The organism is Planktotalea frisia, from assembly GCF_001890925.1.
GTDB lineage: Bacteria > Pseudomonadota > Alphaproteobacteria > Rhodobacterales > Rhodobacteraceae > Planktotalea > Planktotalea frisia.
The window spans coordinates 1-25,363 of record NZ_MLCB01000166.1 but is presented as its reverse complement, the minus strand read 5'-3'; the positions used below and the strand labels follow the sequence as shown (position 1 = coordinate 25,363).

General features: G+C 53.2%; 22 protein-coding genes and 1 pseudogene. 15 read left to right on the top strand and 8 right to left on the bottom strand.

What is annotated here, in order from left to right; translation table 11 throughout:
- Positions 1-323: hypothetical protein (locus PFRI_RS21535; RefSeq protein ID WP_217653414.1), on the top strand; the 323-nt coding region annotated here is incomplete at its 5' end.
- A 111-nt stretch (positions 324-434) separates the two neighbouring features.
- Here PFRI_RS21535 and PFRI_RS14940 read toward each other — a convergent pair.
- On the bottom strand, positions 435-656 hold the full coding sequence (locus PFRI_RS14940; protein WP_084649718.1) for a D-lyxose/D-mannose family sugar isomerase: 222 nt from the start codon (positions 654-656) through the stop codon (positions 435-437).
- 333 nt (positions 657-989) lie between these two features.
- Here PFRI_RS14940 and PFRI_RS14935 point away from each other — a divergent pair, with 333 nt between their 5' ends.
- The 5 genes from PFRI_RS14935 (at position 990) to PFRI_RS14915 (ending at position 7,814) form a co-directional block, all read left to right on the top strand.
- The gene (locus tag PFRI_RS14935) at positions 990-2,045 is read left to right on the top strand and encodes a TAXI family TRAP transporter solute-binding subunit (RefSeq protein WP_072631502.1); all 1,056 of its coding nucleotides are present in this window, start codon (positions 990-992) and stop codon (positions 2,043-2,045) included.
- 88 nt (positions 2,046-2,133) lie between these two features.
- Positions 2,134-4,482 carry a TRAP transporter permease gene (locus PFRI_RS14930; RefSeq protein ID WP_072631501.1) on the top strand — a complete coding sequence of 783 codons (2,349 nt, stop codon included), beginning with the start codon at positions 2,134-2,136 and terminating at the stop codon, positions 4,480-4,482.
- A 17-nt stretch (positions 4,483-4,499) separates the two neighbouring features.
- Entirely contained in the window at positions 4,500-6,083 is a 1,584-nt protein-coding gene (locus PFRI_RS14925; protein WP_072631500.1) for a sulfatase family protein, read from the top strand.
- A 1-nt stretch (position 6,084) separates the two neighbouring features.
- On the top strand, positions 6,085-6,981 hold the full coding sequence (locus tag PFRI_RS14920; RefSeq protein WP_072631499.1) for an MBL fold metallo-hydrolase: 897 nt from the start codon (positions 6,085-6,087) through the stop codon (positions 6,979-6,981).
- Between the two features lie 14 nt (positions 6,982-6,995).
- Positions 6,996-7,814: a siderophore-interacting protein gene (locus tag PFRI_RS14915; protein ID WP_072631498.1), complete on the top strand. Its 819-nt coding sequence runs from the start codon at positions 6,996-6,998 to the stop codon at positions 7,812-7,814.
- 24 nt (positions 7,815-7,838) lie between these two features.
- Here PFRI_RS14915 and PFRI_RS14910 read toward each other — a convergent pair whose 3' ends face one another.
- A complete protein-coding gene (locus PFRI_RS14910) occupies positions 7,839-9,116 on the bottom strand; it encodes an alkyl/aryl-sulfatase (RefSeq protein WP_072631497.1) in 1,278 nt (425 codons plus the stop codon).
- Positions 9,117-9,394: 278 nt separating this feature from the next.
- On the opposite strand from PFRI_RS14910, the gene PFRI_RS14905 reads away from it, so the two are divergent.
- The 4 genes from PFRI_RS14905 to PFRI_RS14890 all read left to right on the top strand — a co-directional run bounded on the left by PFRI_RS14905 (position 9,395) and on the right by PFRI_RS14890 (position 13,141).
- Entirely contained in the window at positions 9,395-10,405 is a 1,011-nt protein-coding gene (locus PFRI_RS14905) for a TRAP transporter substrate-binding protein (RefSeq protein ID WP_072631496.1), read from the top strand.
- A 70-nt stretch (positions 10,406-10,475) separates the two neighbouring features.
- Positions 10,476-11,237, top strand: a complete 762-nt coding sequence (locus tag PFRI_RS14900; protein WP_072631495.1) for a glutathione S-transferase family protein — start codon at positions 10,476-10,478, stop codon at positions 11,235-11,237.
- A 6-nt stretch (positions 11,238-11,243) separates the two neighbouring features.
- Complete coding sequence (locus PFRI_RS14895; protein ID WP_072631494.1) at positions 11,244-11,783, top strand: TRAP transporter small permease; 540 nt, start codon at positions 11,244-11,246, stop codon at positions 11,781-11,783.
- Positions 11,780-13,141, top strand: a complete 1,362-nt coding sequence (locus PFRI_RS14890; protein ID WP_072631493.1) for a TRAP transporter large permease — start codon at positions 11,780-11,782, stop codon at positions 13,139-13,141. The genes PFRI_RS14895 and PFRI_RS14890 overlap by 4 nt, the downstream gene beginning before the upstream one ends.
- A 23-nt stretch (positions 13,142-13,164) precedes the next feature.
- Here the strand turns inward: PFRI_RS14890 and PFRI_RS14885 are convergent, their stop codons facing one another.
- Positions 13,165-14,076, bottom strand: a complete 912-nt coding sequence (locus PFRI_RS14885; RefSeq protein WP_139292127.1) for a LysR family transcriptional regulator — start codon at positions 14,074-14,076, stop codon at positions 13,165-13,167.
- Positions 14,077-14,209: 133 nt separating this feature from the next.
- On the opposite strand from PFRI_RS14885, the gene PFRI_RS14880 reads away from it, so the two are divergent.
- Complete coding sequence (locus PFRI_RS14880; RefSeq protein WP_072631492.1) at positions 14,210-14,680, top strand: ester cyclase; 471 nt, start codon at positions 14,210-14,212, stop codon at positions 14,678-14,680.
- A 115-nt stretch (positions 14,681-14,795) separates the two neighbouring features.
- Positions 14,796-15,404: a protein-methionine-sulfoxide reductase heme-binding subunit MsrQ gene (locus tag PFRI_RS14875; protein WP_072631491.1), complete on the top strand. Its 609-nt coding sequence runs from the start codon at positions 14,796-14,798 to the stop codon at positions 15,402-15,404.
- A gap of 14 nt (positions 15,405-15,418) precedes the next feature.
- Here PFRI_RS14875 and PFRI_RS14870 read toward each other — a convergent pair whose 3' ends face one another.
- The 5 genes from PFRI_RS14870 to PFRI_RS14850 are packed head-to-tail and all read right to left on the bottom strand — an operon-like array spanning position 15,419 to position 21,334.
- Positions 15,419-16,600, bottom strand: coding sequence for an OsmC family protein (locus PFRI_RS14870; RefSeq protein WP_072631490.1), 1,182 nt, complete (start codon positions 16,598-16,600; stop codon positions 15,419-15,421).
- 41 nt (positions 16,601-16,641) lie between these two features.
- Positions 16,642-18,291 carry a sulfatase-like hydrolase/transferase gene (locus PFRI_RS14865; protein ID WP_072631489.1) on the bottom strand — a complete coding sequence of 550 codons (1,650 nt, stop codon included), beginning with the start codon at positions 18,289-18,291 and terminating at the stop codon, positions 16,642-16,644.
- Between the two features lie 5 nt (positions 18,292-18,296).
- Positions 18,297-19,055, bottom strand: a complete 759-nt coding sequence (locus tag PFRI_RS14860) for an SDR family NAD(P)-dependent oxidoreductase (protein WP_072631488.1) — start codon at positions 19,053-19,055, stop codon at positions 18,297-18,299.
- A 24-nt stretch (positions 19,056-19,079) separates the two neighbouring features.
- Positions 19,080-19,898 (bottom strand): glutathione S-transferase family protein, encoded by an 819-nt coding sequence (locus PFRI_RS14855; protein ID WP_245812408.1) that lies wholly within the window; start codon positions 19,896-19,898, stop codon positions 19,080-19,082.
- Positions 19,895-21,334: an aldehyde dehydrogenase family protein gene (locus PFRI_RS14850; protein WP_175549261.1), complete on the bottom strand. Its 1,440-nt coding sequence runs from the start codon at positions 21,332-21,334 to the stop codon at positions 19,895-19,897. Before PFRI_RS14850 ends, PFRI_RS14855 begins: the two co-directional genes overlap by 4 nt.
- 226 nt (positions 21,335-21,560) lie before the next feature.
- Here PFRI_RS14850 and PFRI_RS20960 point away from each other — a divergent pair, with 226 nt between their 5' ends.
- The 3 genes and pseudogenes from PFRI_RS20960 to PFRI_RS14825 all read left to right on the top strand — a co-directional run bounded on the left by PFRI_RS20960 (position 21,561) and on the right by PFRI_RS14825 (position 24,958).
- A complete protein-coding gene (locus PFRI_RS20960) occupies positions 21,561-22,337 on the top strand; it encodes a GntR family transcriptional regulator (protein ID WP_084649715.1) in 777 nt (258 codons plus the stop codon).
- A gap of 9 nt (positions 22,338-22,346) precedes the next feature.
- Positions 22,347-23,624 carry an alkyl/aryl-sulfatase gene (locus tag PFRI_RS14835; RefSeq protein WP_084649714.1) on the top strand — a complete coding sequence of 426 codons (1,278 nt, stop codon included), beginning with the start codon at positions 22,347-22,349 and terminating at the stop codon, positions 23,622-23,624.
- Positions 23,625-23,692: 68 nt separating this feature from the next.
- Positions 23,693-24,958, top strand: a pseudogene (locus tag PFRI_RS14825) (IS3 family transposase).
- Positions 24,959-25,363: the final 405 nt, after the last annotated feature.

Genomic DNA, 25,363 nt, shown 5'->3' with positions numbered 1-25,363 from the left:
GTTGTTCCGTCAGATTTGTCCGAAACGCCCGACATGGGAGTTTTTCAACAGAATACGCCCATTGTGTGAGTTTGGTTTTCTCGCTGATTGCGCTCACAGCGTGGAAAATGCTGCATCAGCCTAAAATTCGGTGCTGCCACGCAGCGGAAAAACCAGCCATTCATGCAGAGTGCAGCAGGGATAAGAGTTCTAATTCACAGACTGCGGACAAAACAGACATTTGGGAAAGCTCCAGCGGTGTGCAATTAACCTCTGCACCTCTTAGCCAGATTGTTAGCTTAACCGATGTTTTCTTGCGGTATTTAAGTAAAAAACAAATCTAAAAAACTGCCTGCATCAGGAAGCTCTAGAGATGTATAAACGGTTCTACTCATTGAAAAGTTCCTCAATGGGCATCCGTGTTCTGTTAGAAGAAATTGGCGCATCCTGCTTGCTTATTCAAATTTCCGTGAATAAGGGCACGCCACGCCAGCTTTGTCCCACCTCACACGCCCGTTGCGATCGCTCGCAAAATTGCTTGCATCATCTGAGCCGAACAATTCAACTGCCAAAGTCGTGCCACCTCGATTGATGATGCCTTCCACTTTCAGCACATGTGTTCCCATCAACGAGAGTTGATCTTGCTCAGAGACCAGCAACTTTTCTGCGTAACACATGCCACCGCCACCGATCAGGTCTGAACTTGCCCTCTGCGACGTTTGAAATAGACTCTAAATACCCACTCACCTCGATTTGGGATCCTAAAATATTGATATAATCGAAAATTGCGCTCATTTATTGGCAAAATTCTTGACTTAAGGATCCTGAAAGACTGTAATGGGATCCATAAGGTCGGGCACAAACAAAATTGCGATTCTAAATTTCTGTAGTTTTGATTGTGATCGGAAGTGAGTGAGGCAGAAAACTGCACCTCGCTTTGCCGTTCAAAGATGGCACGCTTGGAGGGAACAACAACCCCCCGCACAAGATTAGAGCTTAGGGAGGACATTATGCTCAAAACTATCACCAATGCAGCCGTTGCCGCAACATTCGCACTCAGCGCAAGCGCGGGTTTCGCGCAGGTTAATTTGACATCCAACGCCGCGGGCGCGGGAACAGCCGGCGCGCTATCCGCGACATCGCTGGTCGAGAACGCATCCGCTGCAGGCATCGCCAACATTCAAATGAAAGACGGCCAGACGGGCACCAAATACGTGATGGCTTTGGCTGAGGGTAAGATTGACCTCGCGAGCGGCCCCTTTATCTTGCCCTTCTTGATGGCGAAAGCGGCTGGTCCTTACTCCAATTTGGAGAAAGAAAAGGCTAAAGAACTCGGTAACAGCATCGCGATGCTCTACCCCTACACGTTCTCGATCTTCACCATGTATGCCTATGATGCCAAAGGCGTTTCCGGCTGGGATGATCTGAAAGGTATGAAGGTTTTGAACGGCCCGCCACGTGGCACGGCTGCTTTGAACTCTCGCAGCTTGATCCAACTGTTCACAGGTCTAAAGTCCGAAGACGACTATGACACGGTTACAGTGAACTGGAGCCAGATGCCCTCCGCGATCATCGACGGTACCGTGGACGCTGCAGTGATCCCTGCGATGTTCCCTGGCCCACGCGTCACACAAGCCTCTGCGGCGGGTGCGATGACGATGTACTCGATGCCAAAGGAAAAATTCGAAGCCCCAGCGACGCAAAAGTTCTTGAACAAGCCCGGCTCGACACCATTCGTTGTGCCCCTTGCGCAGATCAAAGCAGCCATGGGTGAAGGTTGGACTGTTCTGTCAGAGGACGACATGTTCCGTGGCAAAGCTGTCCCGGGCGGCGATCTTGTGAACAAAAGCATGGACGAAGAGCTCGCCTATCAGCTGACCAAGACTCACATCGAGAATTTGGACAAAATCAAAGCAATGGCACCTTTCATGGCGACTTTGAATTTTGGCGACGTCTCTGAAAAGGCAAACGGTCTTTGTGGAGCGAATATCGTTAAGTTCCACCCTGGTGCGGTGCGCGCATGGGAAGAAGCAGGCCACATGCTTCCTGATTGCGCCAAGCCTTAAAGGTTATTGCAATATCACTCGGGAGGGCGTCACATAATCGCCCTCCTTTTTCTATTGTCACCCTCCACTGAAAAGATGGCAAAAACTCATGTCAGATCAAATCTCCACACCTGCCGTACAGCCCGTTGAAAAGTCTACCCTTGTAGAGCGCATGGTCTACATATTAGCTCTCTTTCTCGTCCTTGTAGGTCTCGTTAATGTGACCCCTGCCATTCCGGGGTGGGACGATTTGTGGAAAAATTTGACAGGTAACGAGTTCTTTCTTATCCGTCGTTTTCCGACAGAGTGGCTGTTCCCGATCACCTTTTTCTGGATGATGCTGATTGTTGCCCTGAAACATTCGATGTGGCGCAGCTGGACTGGCAAAAGTGCAAATATGCGCCGTTTCGGGCTGTTCATGGACGTCGCATTGATTGTCGCCGCCGCTGGCATCTCAGTCACCTATCTGGTTGAAATTGAGTCTGTGTGTTTGATCGACGTGTTCACAGGCGAGCGCGAACGCCTTGTCGCCAGAGCCTTGCAAGCTGAGATCGAATTCGCTGAGCTCTACGGCTTGCCCGCCCCAGACTCTGCTGACGATCCCGGTTGCGCGACCAACGCAGGCAAGTGGTTGATCGTGATCATGTTCGGCGCTGTCGTCGTGTTCCTTGGCTACAACGTCAAGGTCTGGGGCTTTCCGTTGGTTATGGTTTCGATCCTGATCGCCGCTTACACCTTCTTCACAATCCTTAATTGGTATGTTTTTGGCGCTGAAGATCAGAATAAATATCTGGTTACGATCCTCAGTAGCGAAGAGACCCGCACGCTTGGGTCCAGCCTTGGTTTCTTCCAAGATGCTTTGATCAACCAGTCTTCAGGTTTGCTTGGACGCTTTATCAACGTGCTCCTGATCCTAGTCTTTCCGTATGTCATCCTAGGTGCGCTGTTTGGTAAATGTGCCGGCGGGCAATCCCTGATCAAACTGGCCTTCGCTGCAACGCGCAATTTGCGCGGCGGCCCAGCGCACGCGGCTATCGTATCATCAGCAATGTTTGGCACAATTACAGGCGGCCCTGTTGTGAACGTCCTCTCTACTGGCGTTTTGACGATCCCGATGATGCTCAAGCGAGGCTTTTCCAAAGTCTTCGCAGGGGGCGTCGAAGCCGCTGCCTCTTCTGGTGGAGCGATCATGCCGCCAATCATGGGCGTTGCGGCATTCATCATGGCTGCACTCACTGGTGTACCCTACCGTGAAATCATCATTGCCGCGACTTTGCCTGCCTTCTTCTACTTCTTCTGCCTATTCCTTTCAGTGATTTTCCAAGCACGAAAGCAAAACATTGAAGCCGTAGGTGAGTTGACCGAGGACATGAAACTCACAAGCGAAGATCGGCTGCACTTGATGCAGATTTTCGGGCCAGTGTTGCTCGTTTTGATCCTTCTGTTGACGCCTAAAGACGCAATCGGGTGCAGCTGGTACTCCATCATGCTCGGCGCAGTCGTCGATCAAAGCAACGGCACATGTGACATCACGTCCTTGCCTTGGATCATCGAGCTGTTTCAGAACGCGGCAGGTGACGCGAGCGCCGCAGGTTGGTGGTCAGTCTTCTTGTTGCTGATCTTGATGTTCCTGGACAAAGAGTTCCGCGCCAAACCTATGAAAATCTTTGACGGGCTGTCTCAAGCAGGTGTCACGATCTCTACGCTGTTCTTGATGTTCATGGCCGTCACCGTGATCGACGTTTGCCTGAACTTCACAGGTCTTGCGAAATTCGTGGCCGTGGATGTGCTTGGCTACTTGAACTCCTTTGATGTTTCGGCCAACTCCGCTGGTTTCCAACTGTTTGCTTTGTTCCTGACGATGCTCTTGGCGGTCCTTCTCGGTATGGGCATGCCCGCAGTACCCGCCTACATCAACGTCGCTTTGCTGATGGGGCCGATGCTTGTGGGCCTTGGTCTTGCGACGTTCACTGCGCATATGTTCATCTTTTACTTTGCGGTTGCATCAGCCATTACGCCTCCTGTCGCCTTAGCTGCTTTCGCTGCTTCGAGCATCACCAAGGCCGACCCGATGAAGACTGGTTTCTCCGCTGTGCGTTCAGGCATCGTGATGTTCACCATCCCCTTCGTCTTCGCGCTTTATCCAGAGCTGTTGTTGATCGACAAAGCGGTAATTGATCCGAACAATGGATTGTTCCTTTCGGGCTATGATGGATCCATAAACTTCGGCTGGCTCTTGCTTTTGATGCTGCGCATTGCCGTCGCACTTTATCTGGTGTCGAGCGCTCTCGCTGCATTTGATCGAAAAGCGCTCAAACCAATAGAGATCGCCGCGCGCCTTGCAATTGCAGTCTTGATTTTAGCCCGCCCGATCGAAATCTATGGCGTGGCACTAGTGGCTGGCGTTGCGCTGGTCGGCTGGCATACCTTGCGCAGCAAAGACGCGGTGCCCGCTTAAAAGAAAGAGAAGCCAACATGACTGAAAGACCAAGCTACATTCTCTTCATCACCGATCAGCAACGCTATGATCACCTTGGCTGCAACGGCCATCCGGTTTTGCGCACTCCAAATATTGATGCGATGGCGGCTGAGGGCGTCAATCATGACCGCTTTTATGTTGCCTCGCCTGTGTGCATGCCCAATCGTGCGAGCCTGATGACCTGCCGGATGCCGTCTAGCCATGGCACGCGCTCGCTGGGTATTCCGCTCTCGCAGGACAATGTGACCTTCGCTGAGCTTTTATCTGCCGCTGGATATGACACCTGCCTCATTGGCAAAAGCCATCTGCAAAACGTCTCCGATTGGGATATTCAGATCGACCCACCCGAGCACCGCGCAGGATACAGTGCACCGCCAGATGATCTCGCGGTTGCAGTGCGCTCTGATCTGGACCGCGAAACCTATCAATACGAGCGGCAGGAATACTGGGACAAACCAGATCCCGAAGTCCCGCTGCCGTTTTATGGTTTCAACGAATACACCGCTGTCATGCGCCATGGCTTCAACACAGGTGGCGCGCATCTTGAGTGGGTTAAAAAGCACGCGCCAGAAACGCTCGCGCTGCGGGGGCGCGACAAACAGTTCTCGCATGATTATTCAGTGCCGCAGGCTATTCGCACCAAAGTCCCGGAAGAGCACTATTCAACCAGTTATATTGCTGATCGTGCGGCTGAATGGCTGGAAGCACGCAAAGACAATCCAAAGCCGTTCTTGCTCGTGGTGTCTTTCCCCGATCCGCATCATCCCTTCACCCCACCCGGCAAATATTGGGACATGTATAAGCCCGAAGATATGGCTGTGCCTGCGGCCTACGAGAACGATGATTGGGATCCGCCTGAGTATGTCAAAATCGCAGAGCGCCACCGCGCCAATGATCCCTCATTGGCTCAAATGGCAGGTTATTCACTCGCCGTTTCCAAGCAAGAAGCGCTGGAAGCGCGCGCCCTGACCTGTGGAATGATCACGATGATCGACGATGCAGTGGGCCGCGTGCGCGATGCTGCCTCGGATGCAGGTGTTGCAGACAACACCGTTCAAATCTACACCTCCGATCATGGGGATCATTTGGGCGAACATCGGCTTTTGTTCAAAGGGGCCGAGCAATACGACAGCCTCACGCACGTGCCCTTCATCTGGGCGGATCCCAAAGCTGAAAACGGTACGCGCAGCGATGAATTGGCGCAAACCCATGATATCGGCACAACCATTCTGGAGCACGCCAAGGTCGAAAAATCGCTTGGGATGCAAGGCGTTGTCTTGCCAGTCGTGGGTGGTGCGGGTCGCGATGCGGCACATATCCAATATGAAACGCAACGCACGCAAGAGGCCTTTGGCCCGCGTCCACGTGTCCACAGTATCGTACATGGCGATTGGCGGCTCTCGATTTATCTCGACAAATGCCAGAATGAGTTGTTCGATCTCGCGAATGACCCGGGTGAAATGGTGAACCTCTGGGACGATGCTAAATATCAAGAGGTGAAAGCGCGTTTGGTTGAACGCTTGGCGGAGCTGGAAATCGCAGCTGGTGATCGCGTTCCACTGCCAACTGCGCAGGCTTAAAATGTCGCTCTCAACCAAATTCACTACGTTGGGCACGGCGGGTGGTCCGGTCCCAAAACTCCACCGCACCCAGCCGGCGCATGTCATCACACGCGGCGAACGTGTTATCCTGATCGATTGTGGCGAAGGCGCGATGCAGCAACTTATGCGCGCGGGCATAGACTTTCGCCGCGTGCACAAGATCATCCTGTCGCACCACCATTTTGATCACATCGGCTCGCTGTTTACCTGCCTTGGCATCAATATGATGCTGCAACGCAGACAGCCGATCACCGTTTATGGCCCTGTGGGCACCCATCAGATCATCGAAGGCCTTTTGTCGGCCTGTGATGTGCCTAGTGCAATCGGCTTTGGTGTCTCAGGACAAACGCTTCCGCATCCGCGTGAGTTTGTGCAGGTTGAGGAAATCAAGGCAGGTGACAGTTTCGAGATCGATGATATTCGCATCTCATGTTGCGAAAACACGCATTATCGGAGTGAAGAGGACTTTGGAACCGAAGGACCCGTATCGCTGTCTTTGCGCTTTGACGCCCCTGATCGCTCGATCGTTTACACGGGCGATACAGGTCCGTGCAGCTTGGTCGAAGAGTTGGCCAAAGGCGCGCAGCTTTTGGTCGGGGAAATGATGCTCGCCGAGCAAATCATCGCGCAACTTCAGGAAAAGAACCCTCATATGACCGAACAGCGCATCGCAATGATGGGCCAACATTTACACGCGCATCACCTTAGCCCTGAGCAATTGGGCGAACTTGCCCAGCGCGCAGGCGTCGCGCATGTGGTTGCAGTTCATATCCCACTCGATAGCATAAGCTCTGAAACCGCGCCCGATTACACAGCGCGGATCTCGCGGCGGTTTTCCGGCAAAGTAACCATCGCAAACGATCTTGACCAATTTTGATTTAGGGACTTCGCATGACTTTAACGTCAAAAGTAACTCAAGCTGCGCGCAAACTGACAGGACGACCTGCACCGCGCGTCTTGAGCGTAAATACCGCTTGGTACTTAACTCCCAACATGATCCGCGTCGTTTTCGCAGGCCCCGAATTGGACGGCTTTCCAACGGATCGCGATGGCGGGAATTGCAAGCTGATGATCCCCGAGGTCGATGAGACCAAAGCGCATTTTGTTGAACGTCTGACAAGCGGCCCTGCTCCAGTTCGACGTACTTATACGGTGCGCAAGTTCGATGCGTCGACACAAGAATTGAGCATCGATTTTGTAGCGCACGGTGATGAAGGTCCTGCGTCACGTTGGGCAAGCGCGGCTAAAGCGGGTGATTTTCTCGGCTTTGCCGGTCCGAGCACGCCGAAGCTGACGCAGTTCGACGCGGATTGGTATCTTGTCGCGGCGGATCCATCGGCGATCCCCGTGGCTGCGGTCGCACTAGAGGCGATGCCGAGGGATGCGAAGGGCATCGCGATCTTTGAAGTCACAGCGCCACAAGATCAACAGGAAATCGATGCACCCGAGGGGATAGAAATGCATTGGCAGGTTCATCCTGACCCGCATCAAGCCTCAACGCGCCAAGAAGACTTCATTAAATCGATGGAGTGGCCAGAGGGGCGGGTGCAGACCTGTATCGCAGGCGAATCTGGCGTCATCCGATCCTTGCGTGATTTTCTGAGCAACGAAAAAAAGGTGCCCCGCGAGGACACCTATATCTCTGGCTATTGGAAGATCGGTCTGATTGAGGATCAACACCAGAAAGCCAAGCGAGACGGCGCTGCTTGAGCGCCGTCGTTTGCTTTAGACTTGTTAAGCGTCGCCCTGCTCAATCTCTTTCGCACATTGGATATAATAGTGGCGCGTCGGGCAATTGATTTGACTGACCGCATGTGCCCTGAGCGTTTCCGCTTTCAACGCTTTTGCAGTGTCGACTTCGTAACCCACGTTCAGCAAGCGATCGACAAGCTGAAGTCCCCATTGGAAATCACCGTCCGCGAGCGCTTTCTGCGCGGATGCCAAAACACTCGCCCCGCCGCCTGCCATTTCGATGAAACGCGCGGCCTCGTCTTTGGGTGCGAGCGGCGAAAGCGAGGTGGGATTGCCGTCAAACCAGCCCATTGTGCCGACGAAATAGGCGCGCACAGAAAAATCGACGCGGCCATAGTATTCGCGCAAATGCGGCTTCTTGGCCAAGTGATCCGGCAGTTTCACCTTATGCGCCAACTCGTCAATCGTCAGTCCTTCGTCCATCCCATTGCGGGTTTCATCAACAATATGGCGAATCGCGTCACGGTAATCGGTCAAATCGCTCTTAATTTTCTGCGCACCAAACACCGCTTTTGTGTGACCAGGTCCAAGCACTTCCGGTCCAAAGCCCATCAAAAGATCCATCGTATCCGCCCAAGAGTCGAAATCACGATACGCAGTGCCGCGTGGCGGATAAAGGTTAGGAAAGGAACGATAAAAATTGTCACCGCAAATCAGCACTTTCTTTTCGGGATACCAAACGACGATATGATCTGGCGTCTCTCCCGGAGCCCTGACAAGTCCCAGATCAATACCTTGGATTGTGATTTTTTCGCCCTCGTCACCAATCCGCCGTGTCGGTGGCAAAGATCCTGCCCCCATCCCCTTAAGTGGACGCGCGCCAGGTCCAACACCGATGCCAATAATTTCGTCAGGGTAGGACAAACCGATACCAAACTGCCGCTTTGTGCGCACCTGCATCGCTTTGACAGGCTGCGGATGATCAGACGCCACAAAGAGCGAGTCCTCAGAGTAACGCGTGCTAGCGAGGATTTCAGGATTGCTACCCTCAGCGAAAACGCTCGCGCCCGAAACGTGATCGCGGTGCGAATGGGTCAGAATAATGGTCTTGATCGGCAAATCCGTGATCTTGCGAAACTCGGCCAGAATGTTCTCAGCCGCCGCCGTCGTCTCAGAGGTGTCAACGATGATCAGCCCATCGTCGCCTATAATCATGTAAACATTGGACGCTGCAAAACCGAAGGCTTGATAGACATTATCCGCAAGCTTCACGATTTCCTTTTCGAAATAAGCTGGGTGAGCTTTGAGTTCGGGATGCATATCAGAGATCCTTTCGAGCAGTGTCGCGAAGAAGAAATGAAAAGACGCGCGACGTTAAATTTCGTTTCCACCCCATAAACGCGCTTTGGGATCCTAAAATCAAGAGTTGTTCCTGTATTACTCCCTGAAATATGCATATTCTTCTTGATATGGGATCCGTAATTGTGCAATTACGGGGAATTGGGGGAATTGCTTCGCGATTATTAGGCGCTCAACTAAAATTTGGGATCCCAATCTGTGTCGTCACCCCTTGCCAATTTGCAAACTGGGAGAACACCATGAAACTTCATCAAATGAGCTTAGGCGTCACTCTTTCCGCCGCTTTGGGGCTTTTTGCCCAAACTGCAATCAGCGACGAATTAAGCGTGGCAACCTTCCTGCCGCCTCAGCACCACACCAACACGGGTATGTTCACATGGTTTGCCGAAGAGATCGTTAAGCGCTCTGGCGGTTCTTTGACGATGAAACTCTACCCTGCCGGCCAACTTGGCGCAGGTCCTGTGCAGCAATATAAGCGCGCAGTTGAAGGCGTTGGTGACATCACCTTTGGGGTCTCCGCTTATACGCCTGCGCTTTTCCCCAAGACGATGTTGGCGATCTTGCCGGGCACCTCCGAGAACGCCGATCAATCGACACGCGCGATCTGGAATGTATTTGAGGACCACCTCGCAAGTGAATACGAGGATGTGAAAGTGCTTGCTGTTGGAACAGTGACTGGCAACCTGCTCGCTGCCACGCGTGATGTATCCACAATGGAAGGTCTCAAAGGCGCGAAGATTGTGCCCTTTGCTGCAATGACGAGTCCTATCGTCGAAGCGCTTGGCGCGGTACCTGTGCAAATGCCTGTAACCGAAATGTACACGGGTCTGTCCACAGGAACGATCGATGCGACCACCGCTTCTTATAACAACATCACGCCGCCTTGGAACTTCTGGGATGTCTCCACCTATATCGTTGAAAACGTACCCACGACATTCGCTGTGACCTACGCGGTCATGAACAAAGAGCGTTACATGGGTCTGTCCGATGAGCACCGTGCAATCATCGATGAGCTTGCGGGCCTGCCGATGTCGCTGGAGCTAGCAAAGTCGTTTGACGGCGCGGATGAGCGTTCCAAGAAGATGATCGCTGAAACAACCGATAAGAACTACCAATGGGTTGTTGTCTCAGACGAAGAGCGTGCAAAGATGGACGCAGCCGTTGCGAGCGGGCTTGATGCGATTTTCGCAGATTATGAAGGTCGCGGCATCAGTGATGCGCGTGCAATCTACGACGCACTGAACCAATAAACTTAAAATCGCGTACCCCTTTCGTATCTTTCGGGGCACGCCACACTCATTCCAAAGAAGGTGTTTTTCCATGGCTGTCATCATTCCAACCAACAAATCCGTCGAGATCTTTGAGGGATTGCATCTCTATCACGGGGGCATCTCGAATTGCTCAATGCGTGTGCGCATGACGCTGATCGAAAAAGGCCTTGATTGGGAAAGTCACCACCTTGATCTGAAGAAGAAAGAGAACATCACAGACGATTATTTCGGCATCAATCCCAACGGTTTGGTCCCGACCCTGATCGACAATGGTGTGGTACATATCGAGTCCAACGATATCATCGACTACCTCGATGAAACCTACGCAGAACCGTCTTTGCGTCATGGCGATGAGGCGGAGCTGATGGGTTGGCTTCACCTCGCCGCAGCGATCCATGTGCCGGCTTGCAAACCCTATGTATACGCGACCAAGATGGCTCCGAAGATAAAGAAAACGGCTGAAGAGCAGGCGAAATACAATGCTCTGCAACAAAACGAAGAACTCAAGAACTTCCACGCGAAGCACGAAGGCGACAAAAATTTCAGCACCAGTGATCTGGACAAGGCAACGGCCATTCTCGACGCTTGCTTCTTCAAACTCGAGAAAACACTGGAGGGACGCAAGTGGATCATGGGCGATCATTACAGCCTCGCCGATATTTCCTGGATCCCGCTGCATTTCGTAATTGTTGGCTGCGGATACTCGTTTGAACCCTATCCCAATGTGATCCGCTGGGCGGAAGAGTTTGCGAAGAAAGACAGCTTCAAAGAAGGCGTGCTGAAGTGGTGCCCTGATTTTGCAGATGTTTGAGAAACGATGAGCCGAATCCGTGAAAAGCCCGCTCTGATCGCACTCTTGGATCGCGTACTGACTTGGATCGCTTTGCTTTGCGGCGGCGCGACCTTGATCTTTATGACCGGATTTTCCGTGTGGAACGTGCTGATCATGCGCAAAGCGTTGAACGCGCCGGTCACTGGCGCGGAAGACCTTTTGATACTGTCCCTTGTGGTCATCGTCGCCCTGTCGATCCCGTTTGGCGCGCGCACGGGCGCGCACATCGAGATCGAGGTCTTGGAAGCGCGCATGTCAGTTGCCTTCGCCAAATGGTCGATGATCGTGGTAAAGCTGATGGGCTTTGGATTGCTCATCTTCATGTCTTGGCGGCTTTGGCATGCGGGGGGCACTGCAAGCAAGTTTGGCGAAACCACGCAGCAGCTTTTGATCTCATACGAACCCTTCTACTATCTACTCGCCGCCTCTGCCGCGATTTACGCACTCGTTTTGCTGCTCGATATTTGGCAACTTTTGCGCTCGGGCACTGTCGCGCTGCTTAGCTTAGGAAACGATCCATCATGATCAGTCTCACGCTTCTGGGCATTTTGGGCTTGCTGTCGCTTTTTGTCCTTTTGGCCCTGCGCATGCCAGTGGGCTTGTCGATGCTTGGGGTCGGCTTCATCGGTACGATCATCGCAAACGAAAATAAGTTCATGGCCGTGGGTATGGCCGAGGATCAGGCCTGGGCCCGCGGTCTCAAGATCGCCTATTCCAACCTCGCAGGCGAAACGTTTGAGGCGGCATCGAACTACAACCTCTTGGTCATTCCGATGTTCGTGCTCATGGGCAATCTCGCGGGCGTGTCTGGCATGTCCAACGATCTGTTCTCCGCAGCCTATCGCTGGATGGGGCATTTGCGCGGCGGCTTGGCTTCGGCAACGATTGCCGCGTGCGCTGGGTTCGCGGCACTTTCGGGATCCTCGCTGGCCTCGGCGGTGACGATGGGGCGTGTCGCGTTGCCCGAAATGAAGAAGTACAAATACGCGGACAGCCTTGCCACAGGATCAGTCGCGGCGGGCGGCACGCTTGGCTTTTTGATCCCGCCATCTGGTGGCATGATCATCTATGCGGTTCTGACCGAGCAATCTATCGGGCGGCTGTTTATGGCAGGGGTTTTCCCGGGCATCATCCTGACGCTCTTGTTCATCGGCGCGATCTATTTCACGGTCATTCGTAATCCCGAGGCAGGTCCACGAGGCACGCGTTTTGGCCGCTCCGAGCGGCTCTCCTCACTCGTGCGCGCTTTGCCAATTCTCGCGGTTGTGCTCGCCACGATCGGGGGCATGTACACAGGGTTTTTCACCCCTGTTGAGGCTTCCTCCGTCGGTGCCTTCCTCACCTTTGTAGTCGCCCTCGCGCGGCGTTCGCTCGATTGGCAAGCCTCCAAACAGGTGATCTTGGAGACGATGAATGCTACCGCCACCGTCTTTATGATCATCATCGGTGCCTTCGTGTTCATCCCGTTTATGTCGCTCACAGAATTGCCCGCGCAATTGGTGGTTATTTTGACATCCCTGCCCATTGGAGAGATCGGCATTCTGCTGATTGTCGTGCTGATCTACATGTTCCTTGGCATGTTCTTAGAGGCCATGGCGATGCTCGTACTAACCATCCCCGTGGTCATCCCCATCGCGGTTGCACTTGAATGGGATCTGATCTGGTTCGGCATCATTGTGGTGATCGTGCTAGAGATGGGGATGATCAGTCCGCCTGTCGGGATCAACGTGTTCATCGTCAAATCCATCGCGCAAGACGTGCCTATGGCGACCATCTTCCGCGGCATCTGGCCCTTCTGGTTCGCAATGGCAGCGATGATCGGCCTGTTGATCCTGTTCCCGCAAATCGCGCTGTTCCTACCGCAAGCGGTGGTGGGCGGATAGCGACGCGTTATAGGTGCTCTTCGTTAAAGTTGAGATTTCTCTTGCAACATATGCTCTATGAGTGCGCGGGTGAGCGCCTTTTGAGGACCCGAATCTGGCCAAACTGCATAGATACCTAAAACAGGCAAACTCCAGTCGGGTAAAACCTGTTGCAAAGCGCCAGAGGCAAGCTCTTCTTCAATGTCACTAATTGGTAAGGTTCGAATACCAAGACCCGCAACGATGGCAGACTTCGCGGCAGAAACGGTGTTCACTTCGATTCTTATTTTGTTGGGGGACACGGCAACGGTATCGTGTCCATTGCGCAAAACCAGCTCATTTGAAAAGCGCGTGATCGTCACGAAGTTATGTTCGAGAAGATCGTCGGGTGTCCTAATCGGGCCGTTGGATGCGAGGTATTCAGGCGAGGCCACAAGCATCAAATGAAAATCCGCAACGCGGCGGCTTTTGAGACTGCTATCTGCCAATTTGCCAAGGCGGATCGCAAGATCAAAGCCTTCTTTCACAAGATCAACGGGTAGATCGCTGCTATTCATAATGATCGCGACCCGAGGGTATTTGGCCGCGAATTTCCATATTGTTTTGCGCAACATCGAACGCTCGCCAAAGGCGGGCACGGTGATGCGCAATTTACCCACCGGCTCTGCGCTGCCCGCTCCTGCGATATGCAGTGCCTCTTCGCCTGCGCGCACCATGCGTCGCGCGGGTTCCAGCGCTTGATGGCCTTCCTGCGTGAGCGACATCGCGCGTGTGGAGCGAAAGAACAGGGTCACCCCAAGCTTGTCCTCTAGGCGCGACAGGTGGTGACTGACAACAGAGGTAGACAGCTTCAACCGTTTCCCCGCGGCCGTCAGGCTGCCTGCATCCGCCACCGCAACAAACACGGCAAGACCTCGGTAATCATCAATCATCTTTGCATTTTTTAGAAAACTCATTGCATCAAACAATGGATAATCGAAAAGCTGCGCATCGTCTATTTCTATCTTCAGCAGCCAAATACATCTCTTGGCTAGCTGGTTCGCAGACCGGACCTACACATTATCGACCTCCTCGAAAGGGACTCTGAAAATGACTTTCAAGACACTCACAGCCGCCGCCGCTCTCGCAACTTTCGCAACGGGCGCATTGGCTGACAACTCAGATACGGTACAGGTCTTTTACGATCTACTCAGCAACCCCGGCTCAAAAGAACAGGCCGCAGCCTTCCAAGATGTCACATCCGAGGATTGGGTCAGCATCGGCGACTATTCCGGCAAATCGAAATCGCGCGATGCGTTTTTGGGACAGATGGGCGGCTTCGCCAAACTGATGCCCGATCTCAAATGGAATGTTGAAGCGATGCACGAAGCTGGTGATGTTGTCACCGTGCGCAGCCGCGCTACAGGAACCCCAGTCGCGCCTTTCTTTGGCGTTGATGGCGAGGGGCGCAGCTTTGATATCCTGACCATCGACATCCACGAATTGGAAGGCGGCAAGATCGTGCGCACCTATCACGTCGAAGATTGGGCAGGTGGCTTGCAGCAGCTTTCTGGCAAGTAAATTTCGCCCAAAATGAGGTGCGTCGATGCCCCTGTGTATCGACGCATTTTTCAAAAATGTGCGACGGAGATCACGACGCTGCACGTATTACCCTAAACGGTTTAGGAAACACGCAATGCCCACACTCAAAAACATCTGGGATCATCCCTACACGTTCTGGACCTTGCTCAGTATTCCCGCGATTCCGATGTTGATTGGACTGTCCTCTGGTGATCCTAAAACGATCCACCAATTGCTGCACCCAAGTGGTGAATTCGCTGCACGTTTTATGATTATCACAATGATGATCACACCTTTGGTGATGTGGCTTAAAGGCTGGCGCGGACCACGTTGGTTGATGAAACGACGCCGTTATCTGGGCGTTGCGACCTTTGGCTATGCATTGCTGCACACGCTGTTCTACTTGCTCGATCTGGGTACGCTCGCACTCTCGGGCAATGAGATATCAAAGCTCTACATTTGGACAGGCTGGCTTGCCTTCTTCATCTTTGTGCCGCTCGCAATCACCTCAAGCGACGCATGGGTGCGCAGCCTCGGACCAAGGTGGAAATCACTGCAACGCTGGGTCTATGGCGCGGCAGTGCTCACGTTGCTTCATTGGGCGGCCTTGCACGATTGGGGCGGCATTGGTTCTGCGCTCGTGCACTTCATGCCGCTCATTTTGCTTGAGAGCTACCGCGTCTGGTCAAACCTGAGCAGAAAAGCGAAACGCGCAGCAGCCTAAAAACGTGCTGAAGATCAAACCCGTTTGATCTTCAGCTTGGTCTTGAGGTCGGTCTTACAAAACGCGTGCAAGAAGCAGGTTTTCTCTGAAATATCGAGCATTTCTTGCGCGGTCTCGTCGCTCTCTGAGGTTTCCAGATAGACATGCGTTTCTATCGGATCGGCGCTGCCCGCTTTGCCAGTGCCACCGCTCGCACCCCCTAGGCTAAAGTGCGTATCTTGCACGATACGATAGTCTGGCAAATCCAGTTTCAACATGGACACAAACCGCCCAAACTGGGTCATAAAGCAGAACCCGATGCCCGCAGAAATCAGCGTATTCGCGTCTGGCGCGCGCCCATCCTCGGAACTGAGCAGCATAAACGACGTGCCATAGGGCGAGTATTGCATTTGTTGGATTTGCTTGATGCCATCCGCGCGCAACTCCGCCACCGCACCAATGTTGAGACGGCGATTTTGCTCGTCGCTGAGCGAAGAGGCGTTAGTAGCTGTTCCGCCGCTCACATCCTTTTTCGGAGTTGGCCCGACTTTGTTCATCAACCCTTCAGCGGCCTGCGCGGGTGTTACCATGGCAAAATGATCGCCCGGATCGGGCAGGATCGCCCCGTCCAGTTCCAGCGCGTTCGCTGTTGAAAGTTCAGTGCCGTTTTTGCTGAGCTTAAAGAGGCTTTCAATCTGCCCACGCATTAGCCCGTTCAGCGGCGACGCATAGGTCGCGTTCACCAAGAACTCGTTCAAAGCAGCATCATCGAGATCGCAATCAATCTCGACTTGAAGCTCGATGTTTTCCGCGCCACCAACCATGGTACGCTTCATCATCGAGCCATTCATCGTGTAATAATTGTCCTGAATAAGCTTGAGCTTTCGGATTTCTACACCCTGTTGCTTGGCCAATGCCATGATCTCATTCATGTAGCTCGCCGCCATGCCGCAAGACAAAAACGCGAGCGGGCAACACGCCGCGTCGTGACCGTTCAAATACGGCCCTTCGTCGCTCACGAAGCGCCATGTATCGCCAGTTTTGGCGGAGCGCACCAGCGCCTCTTTCTGGAACCCACTGAACGAGCGCACCCACGTGCGATCCGCATCGCCAATGCGGTTATCGGGAGCATGGATCCCTATTTCATCCGCGTTCGAGACCTTGAAAAAAGGAGCCTGTGCGCTGGTTCCAATGATGTCTTCGCCGAGCTTTGCCATCTCTCGTGGTCCTTCTTTTAAGTCAGTAAATTCTTGTTTGATTAATGCGTTTTTGGGCCAGCGGCATAATCCGGCGCTGAAGCGGGCGGCTTCACATCGCTCTCATCCCAGTAACCGATCAGCACGCCGAATTTGTCCTCAAGCCCGACCATTTGCTCTGCCCGCGCCTCGGACACGGTTTCGCGCTGTCGATACTGAAGCGACCAATCAGCCAAGGCGTAATGCATCTGCTGACGCGCCTCCAAGTGATCATCCGAGCGGCCCAGATCAATGAACTCATCTGGATCATTCTCCAGATCAAACAACATGGGCGCATAGCCCGGCGCATGGATGTATTTCCAACGCTCGTTCTTGATCATGTAGATGCGACAATCGAGCGGTGCGCGGCCTGTTTTCGGGCTGAACGTCTGTTGGAAATAGTCATATTCGCTGATCACGTAATCGCGCCAAGGAACATCATCGCCTTGCAACAAAGGCATCAAGGAGCGCCCATCAAGGATGTGTTTTGGCACCTCACCACCCGCGTATTCGATGAAGGTCGGTAATAGATCAATCGACTCCACAGGTGCGTTTTGCACAGTGCCACGCGTGCTATCACAAGCTGGATCGGGGTCCGCGATGATCAGCGGGACTTTCACCGCGGGATCATGGAAGAAATCCTTATCCCCCATCCAATGATCGCCAAAATACTCGCCATGATCCGACGTGAACACGATCATCGTGTCCTTCATCAGATCCTTCTGTTCCATAAACTCAAAGAGCACACCAAGCTGGTCATCAATCTGCTTGATCAACCCCATGTAGGCAGGGATCACCGTCTCGCGCGCCTCTTCTTTCGAGAAGGTGCGCCCACAAATCCGCTCTTGGAAATGCTGCGCTAAAGGATTGCTGTTCTCGCGCTCTTTTTCAGAGCTGTGCACGTCCTGCACATCCGCCGCCGAGTACATATCGTTATAAGGCGCAGGTGCGATGTAGGGCCAATGAGGTTTGATGTAGCTGAGATGCAAGAGCCACGGTTGTTCGCCGTCATCCTCTTCGAGGAACTGCATTGCACGACGGGTCATGTAAGGCGTTTCAGACTCTTCATCGCTCACGCGCGCAGGGCTTGCAGCCACATCGTTGAAGAAGCCCGAACGCACTTCGCCATCTCGCATCACAGAGTTCGCGGCCCAATGCCACGGGTTCTCGTGATCGTCATAGCCGCGCTCTTTGAGGTATTTGTTATACGCCACATTCGGTTTCAGAACGCGGTCGGGATGGATGCCATCATCGCGTTCGTAAGGCTCAAATCCCGCTTGCGCATGATGCACGCCGATCTCGCTCTCTGGATCAATACCAAGGCGGGCCATCCCCTCTTGGTCAGCAATCATATGGGTTTTGCCTACAAGAACAGGACGCATCCCAAGCGGTTTCAGATGATCGCCGATATTACGTTCGCCCACGCGCAAAGGCACGAAATTACCTGTTGCACCATGCGAAGAGACATAGCGCCCTGTGTAAGTGCTCATGCGGCTGGGGCCACAAATCGGGGATTGCACATAAGCGTTAGAAAAACGCACGCCGCGCTCTGCTAAGCTGTCGATATTGGGCGTGTGCAAGGTCTTGTGACCCGCACACGACAAATAGTCATAGCGCAACTGATCGCACATGATGAAGAGGATGTTTTTGCGCTTTGACTGTGTGTTTGACATGGGATTTACAGGTTTATCTTGCCGCCATCGACGTTGATCGTCTGGCCGGTGATGAAGTCGCTGTCGGATGAGCATAAGAACACGAGCGTTCCAAGCAGATCTTCGGGCACCATTTCGCGTTTGATCGAACGGGAATCGACGGTGGGTGCGCGCGCGCGGTCCCATTTGTCATTGTCGCGGATCGAGCTGCTTTCCGTCAGCCCAACAGCAATCGCGTTGATCTGAATGTTCTTGTCGCCGAGCTCGCGCGCATGACCACGAGTTAGACCGATCACGGCCGCTTTGGAAGCGGTGTAATGCGACAGGCCGGGAGGGCCATAATAGAACGTGCCAGAGGCGATATTGACGATTTTGCCTCCACCGGCGCGCACCAATGCAGGCAGCGATGCTTTGGTCGATTGGTGGATAGAACGCGCGTTGATCGTCATGACCTTGTCAAACTCGTCATTGTCGATCTGGAAGAACGGTTTCAGTTCCAGATTAGCAAACAGGCCTGCATTGTTTACAACGATGTTGAGCGCGCCAAAGTCGCTTTCGGCCTTGGCCACCATCGCGTTCAGATCATCATCCGACGTCACATCCACAACCATGCCAACGGCTTTGCCACCGCCAGCTGCATTGATCTCAGCGACCACCTCGGCCGGGTCAAGAATATCTGTGACGATGACATTGGCACCCTCGGAGGCCAATTTTTTCGCATATTCTGCGCCGATCCCACGCGCACCACCCGTAATGGCTGCAGTTTTTCCGTCTAAACGACCCATTTATTCTCTCCCAATATTTTGTTCTTAAATCTCGATCTCAAGGATCTTCGCGACTTCAGGCCAGCTCTTGATACCATTCTCGCGCAGATCATTGGTAAGATCTTCGGGCACCCAGTCGATAAAGCAAGGTTTGAAGTGCTCGCGTGCTTCAATCGCGTTAAACCAGCGTTCCACATTAGGCAGGCGTCCACCCTCCCACATGCCGCGCATGGACATCATGGCAAGGCGATTAACGTAAGGCGTCAGCGCAATATCGGCGATGGTGAACGTATTGCCCACAAGCCAGTCATTACCCGCCAACGCTTTCTCCATTTTGAAGAGATAGCTGTCATAAAGCTTAACCTTCTCAACCGCACCAGGGGCGTCAAAGCCATGGCGAATGATGGCGTCCTTGAAGCTTTTCCAATCAGAGGTGACGGAAAATTCTGGCGTAGAAGCAAGGAACTTCTCCGTGCCTTCTTTGCCCAGTTTGCGCAGAACCGTGTGACGGTGCGAGCATAGGAAAGTCATGGCACCACACGCAGGATGCAGATCTTCGTCAACAGCCTTCGTCCAATAACGCACTTGCGCGCGAAGATATGGATCTTTCGGATGCACGGAGTTTTCGGGCATGATCTGGTCGAGGTATTCGACGATAACAGTGCTGTCAGGGATTACCAGATCATCGTGCACAAGCGTTGGCACAACCGACTTCGGGTTGATCTTTTGATACTCTGGCTCGAACTGTTCGCCCGCGAGTATGTCGATATAGACACCATCCCAATCCAGACCTTTCTCAGCCATAGCAAAGCGCACTTTAGCGGCGCAAACGGACGATCCGTGGTGATAAAGTGTAAACGTCATAGCTGCACCGTGACCCATTTGAGTTCTGTCATCGCTTCCATATCGGCGTCCGTACCTTCGCGACCAACGCCGCTTTCGCCGTTGCCGCCGAAGGGCACATGCGCTTCGTCGTGGATGGTTGGGCCGTTAATGTGGCACATGCCCGCGCCGATGTTGCGGGCGAAGTGGAAGGCTTTGTCGATGTCTTTGGTGAAGATCGCAGAGGAAAGGCCGTATTCAGTGTCATTGGCTTTTTCCAAGCCTTCTTCGTAACTATCGATTGGATAAATCGATGTCACGGGGCCAAAGGTTTCCGAGCGACATAAGATCATTTCTTCCGACACATCCGTGAGCAGCGTCGGCTGGCAACGATTGCCCTCCCACTCACCACCCGCCGCAAGCGTCGCGCCTTTGGCGACCGCATCGGCGATGTGATCTTTCACACGCTGACGTTGACGGTCAGAAATAATCGGCGCGATCACTGTGTTCGGATCACGCAAATCGCCCATGCCGACTTTGCTGCAAATCATGGTGAAGCGCTTGACGAACTCCTCGTAGATCGGCCGTTCGACGTAAAAGCGGCTGGACCCGATGCAAGCCTGCCCTGCGAACATAAAGATAGAGCGCGCGGCGAGCGGCATGACCTTATCGAGATCCGCATCCGCCAGAACAACTGTCGGGCTCTTACCGCCCAGTTCCAACGTGCTCGGCGTTTTATTCTTGGCGCAAATTTCGTTGATGTGCTGCCCGACAACTGTAGAGCCCGTGAACGTAACGAAATTGACGTCGGAATGGCTGGTGAGGTCATCGCCAATTTCTGCGCCCATACCCGTCACCACATTATACGCCCCAGCTGGAACGCCAGCCGCTGCCACGATCTCTGCAAAGATCAGGCTCAGATGTGGGGCCATTTCGGAAGGCAAATGCACAACTGTGTTGCCGACAGCGAGCGCATTGGCGACAAGGCGCGTCGTCTTGATCAAAGGTACATTAAATGGGGTGATCACTGCGACTACGCCAAGCGGTTCGCGGATCGACATGGAAAGCGTGCTAGCGCGATCAGACGGGATCGTCTCACCGCGTACATTGCGGCACAGACCAGCGGCTGCACGGATCATTGTTAGACCCTTGGTGAATTCGAACATCGCTTTTTGCACAGGCGAGCCGATTTCGTCGATCAAGCAATCCACCAGATCCTTCTGGCGTGCTTCCATGATCTCTGCGATGCGCAAAAGCCAGCGTTCGCGCTCGGTTGGCGTTGTTTCCTTGAACGAGGGAAACGCCGCACGCGCCGCCGCAACCGCGCTTTGTATATCAGCCGCCGTGCCTTTGGCTGCCGTCGCATAGAGACTGTCATCGAGCGGATTTAGCACCTCGAATGTTCCCGCATCACTTGCACTGAGCCATTGACCATCAATGAAATGCTTTAGAGTTTTCATGCCAGTCTGACCGTCCATACGTGAGGCTCCCGCTTCTTTCAGTTCTCTTCGTGGCTCGCCTGAACTCTTTTGCGCCTATTTAGGATCCCAAATACAGCACCTTGCGTAACTTTCAAACGATTCCCCGAGCTATTGCATCAAATATCGCCAATAATGGATCCCAAATCAAGCCAAAACTTCCCTTACTGACCTATCAAACTGAACTTACTTGACTTTGGGATCCCAAATATCGTGAATTAGCGCTATGGAATCTATTGATACAGAACTCGCGGCTCAAATCCGCAATGACATCATTCTTGGGATGTATGGCGAGAAAGAACGCCTTTCAGAGGCGCGCCTCTGCGATACGCATAATGTCTCCCGCACGCCGGTTCGCCTTGCATTGCGCATGCTAGAACACGAAGGACTCATTCGTCGTTCTGAAGGTCGCGGATATTTCGTCAATGCGCCCAAAGTGGCAGACATTTTGCAAGCTGTGCTTGTTCGTGGGCACCTAGAAAGCCTCGCTGCACGTCTCATGTCGCAATCACCGGGGCGGCATAATGTGATGCCTAATTTGGAAGCCGCGATTGAGGAAATTGATCGTCTTATCGATGCTGGTAAAATGGATGACGCTTCGTTACGCGCGTTGCAAAGCCAGAATGCAGTCTTTCACAAGACTATCCTAGATGGTTGCGGCAATGACTTCGTTGGCTTCACATGCAGCAGGATCAGCCACCTGCCGATGCTCGAAGTCGGTGCGATGATGTTTGATCGACAGGTTCTTTCGACCGCAGACGGAATTGAGCGTTCTTTGTTCCGCCTCAAAATCGGCAATTCCCAGCACAAGGTGATTTTCGAGGCGATTCAAAGTGGTGACGCCGTGCGCGCGGAAGGGGTGATGAGAGAGCATTCAAACACGATGGTCGAATACATCAAAGTCTTTGAAAAACGCGACGAGGAACTGACGATCAAGGATTTGATCGGCTACTCCGGCGTTGGCGCGTCAGGACAAGACTTCGACACCACATTCAACAAGTGAGAGACACAAATGCCCGCACATCCTGATCTCATCGCGCAGAATGCACAGTTCGCCAAACAGATCCACAAGCTTTCTGATACGGTTTACACTGCTGTCGGATACGCCGCCTCCAACGTGCATTTCTTAATTGGCGATAGTGGAATTGTCCTGATCGACACGACCGAAACCACGCAAGCCGCTGAAAACATCCTGGCGGATTTTCGTGCAATTTCCACACTCCCAATTACAACGATTATCTACACGCATTCCCACCGCGATCACATTTCAGGTGCGACCGTGTTCTCCGAAGGTCGCGATGTCGAAGTAATTGCGGCCGACAACTTTACATCCGATCTGGTCGGCGTAGACAACAGCCGTCCAGCCCCGAACAAGGCTCTCATGGCGCGCACCAAGCGGCATTTTGGGATCAGCCTGCGCCCAGATGAACGTATCAGCGTCGGTGTTGGCCCCGGTGATCGTCCGATGAAGGGCATGGGCGGCGGCTTTATAGAACCAACACTGCGCGTGTCCGGCACGACCCAAATTACCCGTGAAGGGTTCGATATAGAGTTAGCAAAAGCGCCCGGTGAGACACCTGATCACATCGTCGTGTGGCTCGCGGCGCAAAAAACTCTGTTTAGCGGTGACAACTTCTATCACGCTTTCCCAAATCTTTACGCCATTCGCGGCACCGCCTATCGCGATTTTGACGCGTGGGCCGATACGATGGATCAACTCATGGCCTACGCGCCAGAGGTGCTTTGCCCCGGACATACTCAACCTGTTGTTGGTGCGGATGCGATCCGCATGGCGCTAACAAATTACCGCGATGCAATCCGCTATGTGGTTTCTGAAACGGTGAAGGGCATGAACGCCGGCCTTGATCCTGTGACGATTGCCGCGGACATGAAGCTTCCCGCGGACTTGGCAAGCAAGCCTTACCTGCAAGAATTCTATGGTCATGTCGGCTACGCTTCCCGCGCTTACTTTGCAGGAACACTAGGGTGGTTTGATGGCAACCCGACCAGTCTAGGCGAACTGCCCTCTGCCCTTGAAGCAAAAAAGATCATTGCTTTGGCAAGAGGCGCTGCCGCAGTACTGAAAGCTGCACAAGACGCGCTGGTGAGTGGAGATTTACAATGGGCTTTGGAACTCGCTGACCGGCTTATTGCGGCAAATGACTTAAGCGCAGATGGTGCACAGGTTAAAATAGACGCATTGCGTCTGATCGCCGATGACACCGTCAATGCACCCACGCGAAACTATTATTTGCTTTGCGCGCGCGAGCTCGAAGAACAGTCAGAATGAAAAATTGGACCTGTCGCGGGTTGATGCCGCCCCTTTGATAGCATGTACTGCAACAAAGGAGACTGACTATGGGACTGAAACGGACGGACGAATTTCGGCAGGATGCGGTGCGCAGCGTTGACCAGTGGACTGACGCGCAAGCAGGTTGCTGATGATCCACCTGCCTGGCAGGGTATTGCGCAGCAATGTCCCGAGAAGATGGGTGTCGGGATGTCGACCCTGAACAAATGGATAACGGTGCACCGAGACACTGACGTAGTGTCGAAAGAGGATTTAGGCCTCGCTCAAGAGAACGACCTCCTCCGGCGCGAGAACCGTATCCTCAAGGAGGGGCGGGACATCCTAAAAAAAGCGACGCAGTTCTTCGCGAGCCAAAAGCCCCTCTCGCACATGTAAACATGCGCTGCCGGGCAGTGCATGAGGTTTAAGTTTATTGAAGAACATCGATCTGTCTTCTCTATTGGCCCAATGTGTCGTGTCTTGAATGTTAGTTCTCGTGGCTTACGGGCGTTCCGTAACCGTCCCGCCAGCCGCAGGCAGCGGTATGATATGGTCACGCTGGCGCACATCAAAGAACAATCTCGTCTACACCTTGGGAGCTATGGTAGGCCGCGCATGACCAAGGAGCTAAAGGAGATTGGTTTAGATGTTGGTCATCGCCGTGTTGGGCGTTTGATGCGCCAGAACGGCATATCAGTCATCAGAACGCGCAAACACAAGCTTCTCGGGCACCCGAAGGATGCCCTGCCAGCCAGTGGGTGACGACGGACAGTAATCATAAGTTCAACATCGCGCCGAACTTACTGGACCGTTACTTTGCAGCAGATGCTCTAAACCAGAAATGGGCTGGTGACATTGCCTATATCTGGACCTGCGAAGGCTGGCTCTATCTTGCTGTGATCTTGGATTTGCATTCGCGCTGAGTGGTCGGCTGGGCTGTTAGTAACCGAACGAAGCGCGATCTGGCGATCCGAGCGTTGAAGATAGCCATCGCATTCCGGGCACCGCTCGAGGGCTGCATCCATCATACTGACCGTGGCAGCCAATACTGTTCACACGACTATCAGAAGATCCTGCGCCAACACGGCTTCAGCGTGTCCCCCTCTCATGTATGTAAACATGCACTGCCCGGGGCAGTGCATGAGCGGAAAGGGCAATTGTTATGACAACGCAGCAGTCGAAACGTTCATCAAAACCCCTTCTCGGGACATTGCTACGCAATACCCTGGCAGGTAGCAATCAAAGCCGAATTGATCTAGCGCGATACATGGGAAACCCGCAGGAAAGCTGAGATGGCAATCTTTAAATACATCAACGGTTTCTACAATCCATGACGTCGCCCCTCAGCACTGGGATGGAAAAGCCCTGTCGCTTTCGAACGAAAGGTGTCTTAAGCGAGCACTTGGGGCGGCACTAAAGCGCGACAGGTCCATAGAGCCGAGCAATGCTTTGAGGATTATTAGAGTGTTCCAAACTTGATTCGGCTTCGCCGCAAAAAGACCGCGTTGCTCGCATTCCGACTATTGAAACGGATAGCAGCGATAGATCAGTTTGGGATCAACAATAACCAACCGCCTTGAACGTCAGCTTCGGTGAAGAATGCTGCATAGCAAAAAGTCATCGCCGCGATTGCGAGGGAATGCTGAGGGAGCAATTGCCGTACATACATAAGGCCGCTTTGTCCTGTGTGGATGGCTCCCTTTTTGCAAGTCCTTTTTCGCGCATGGTATTTCGTCAGA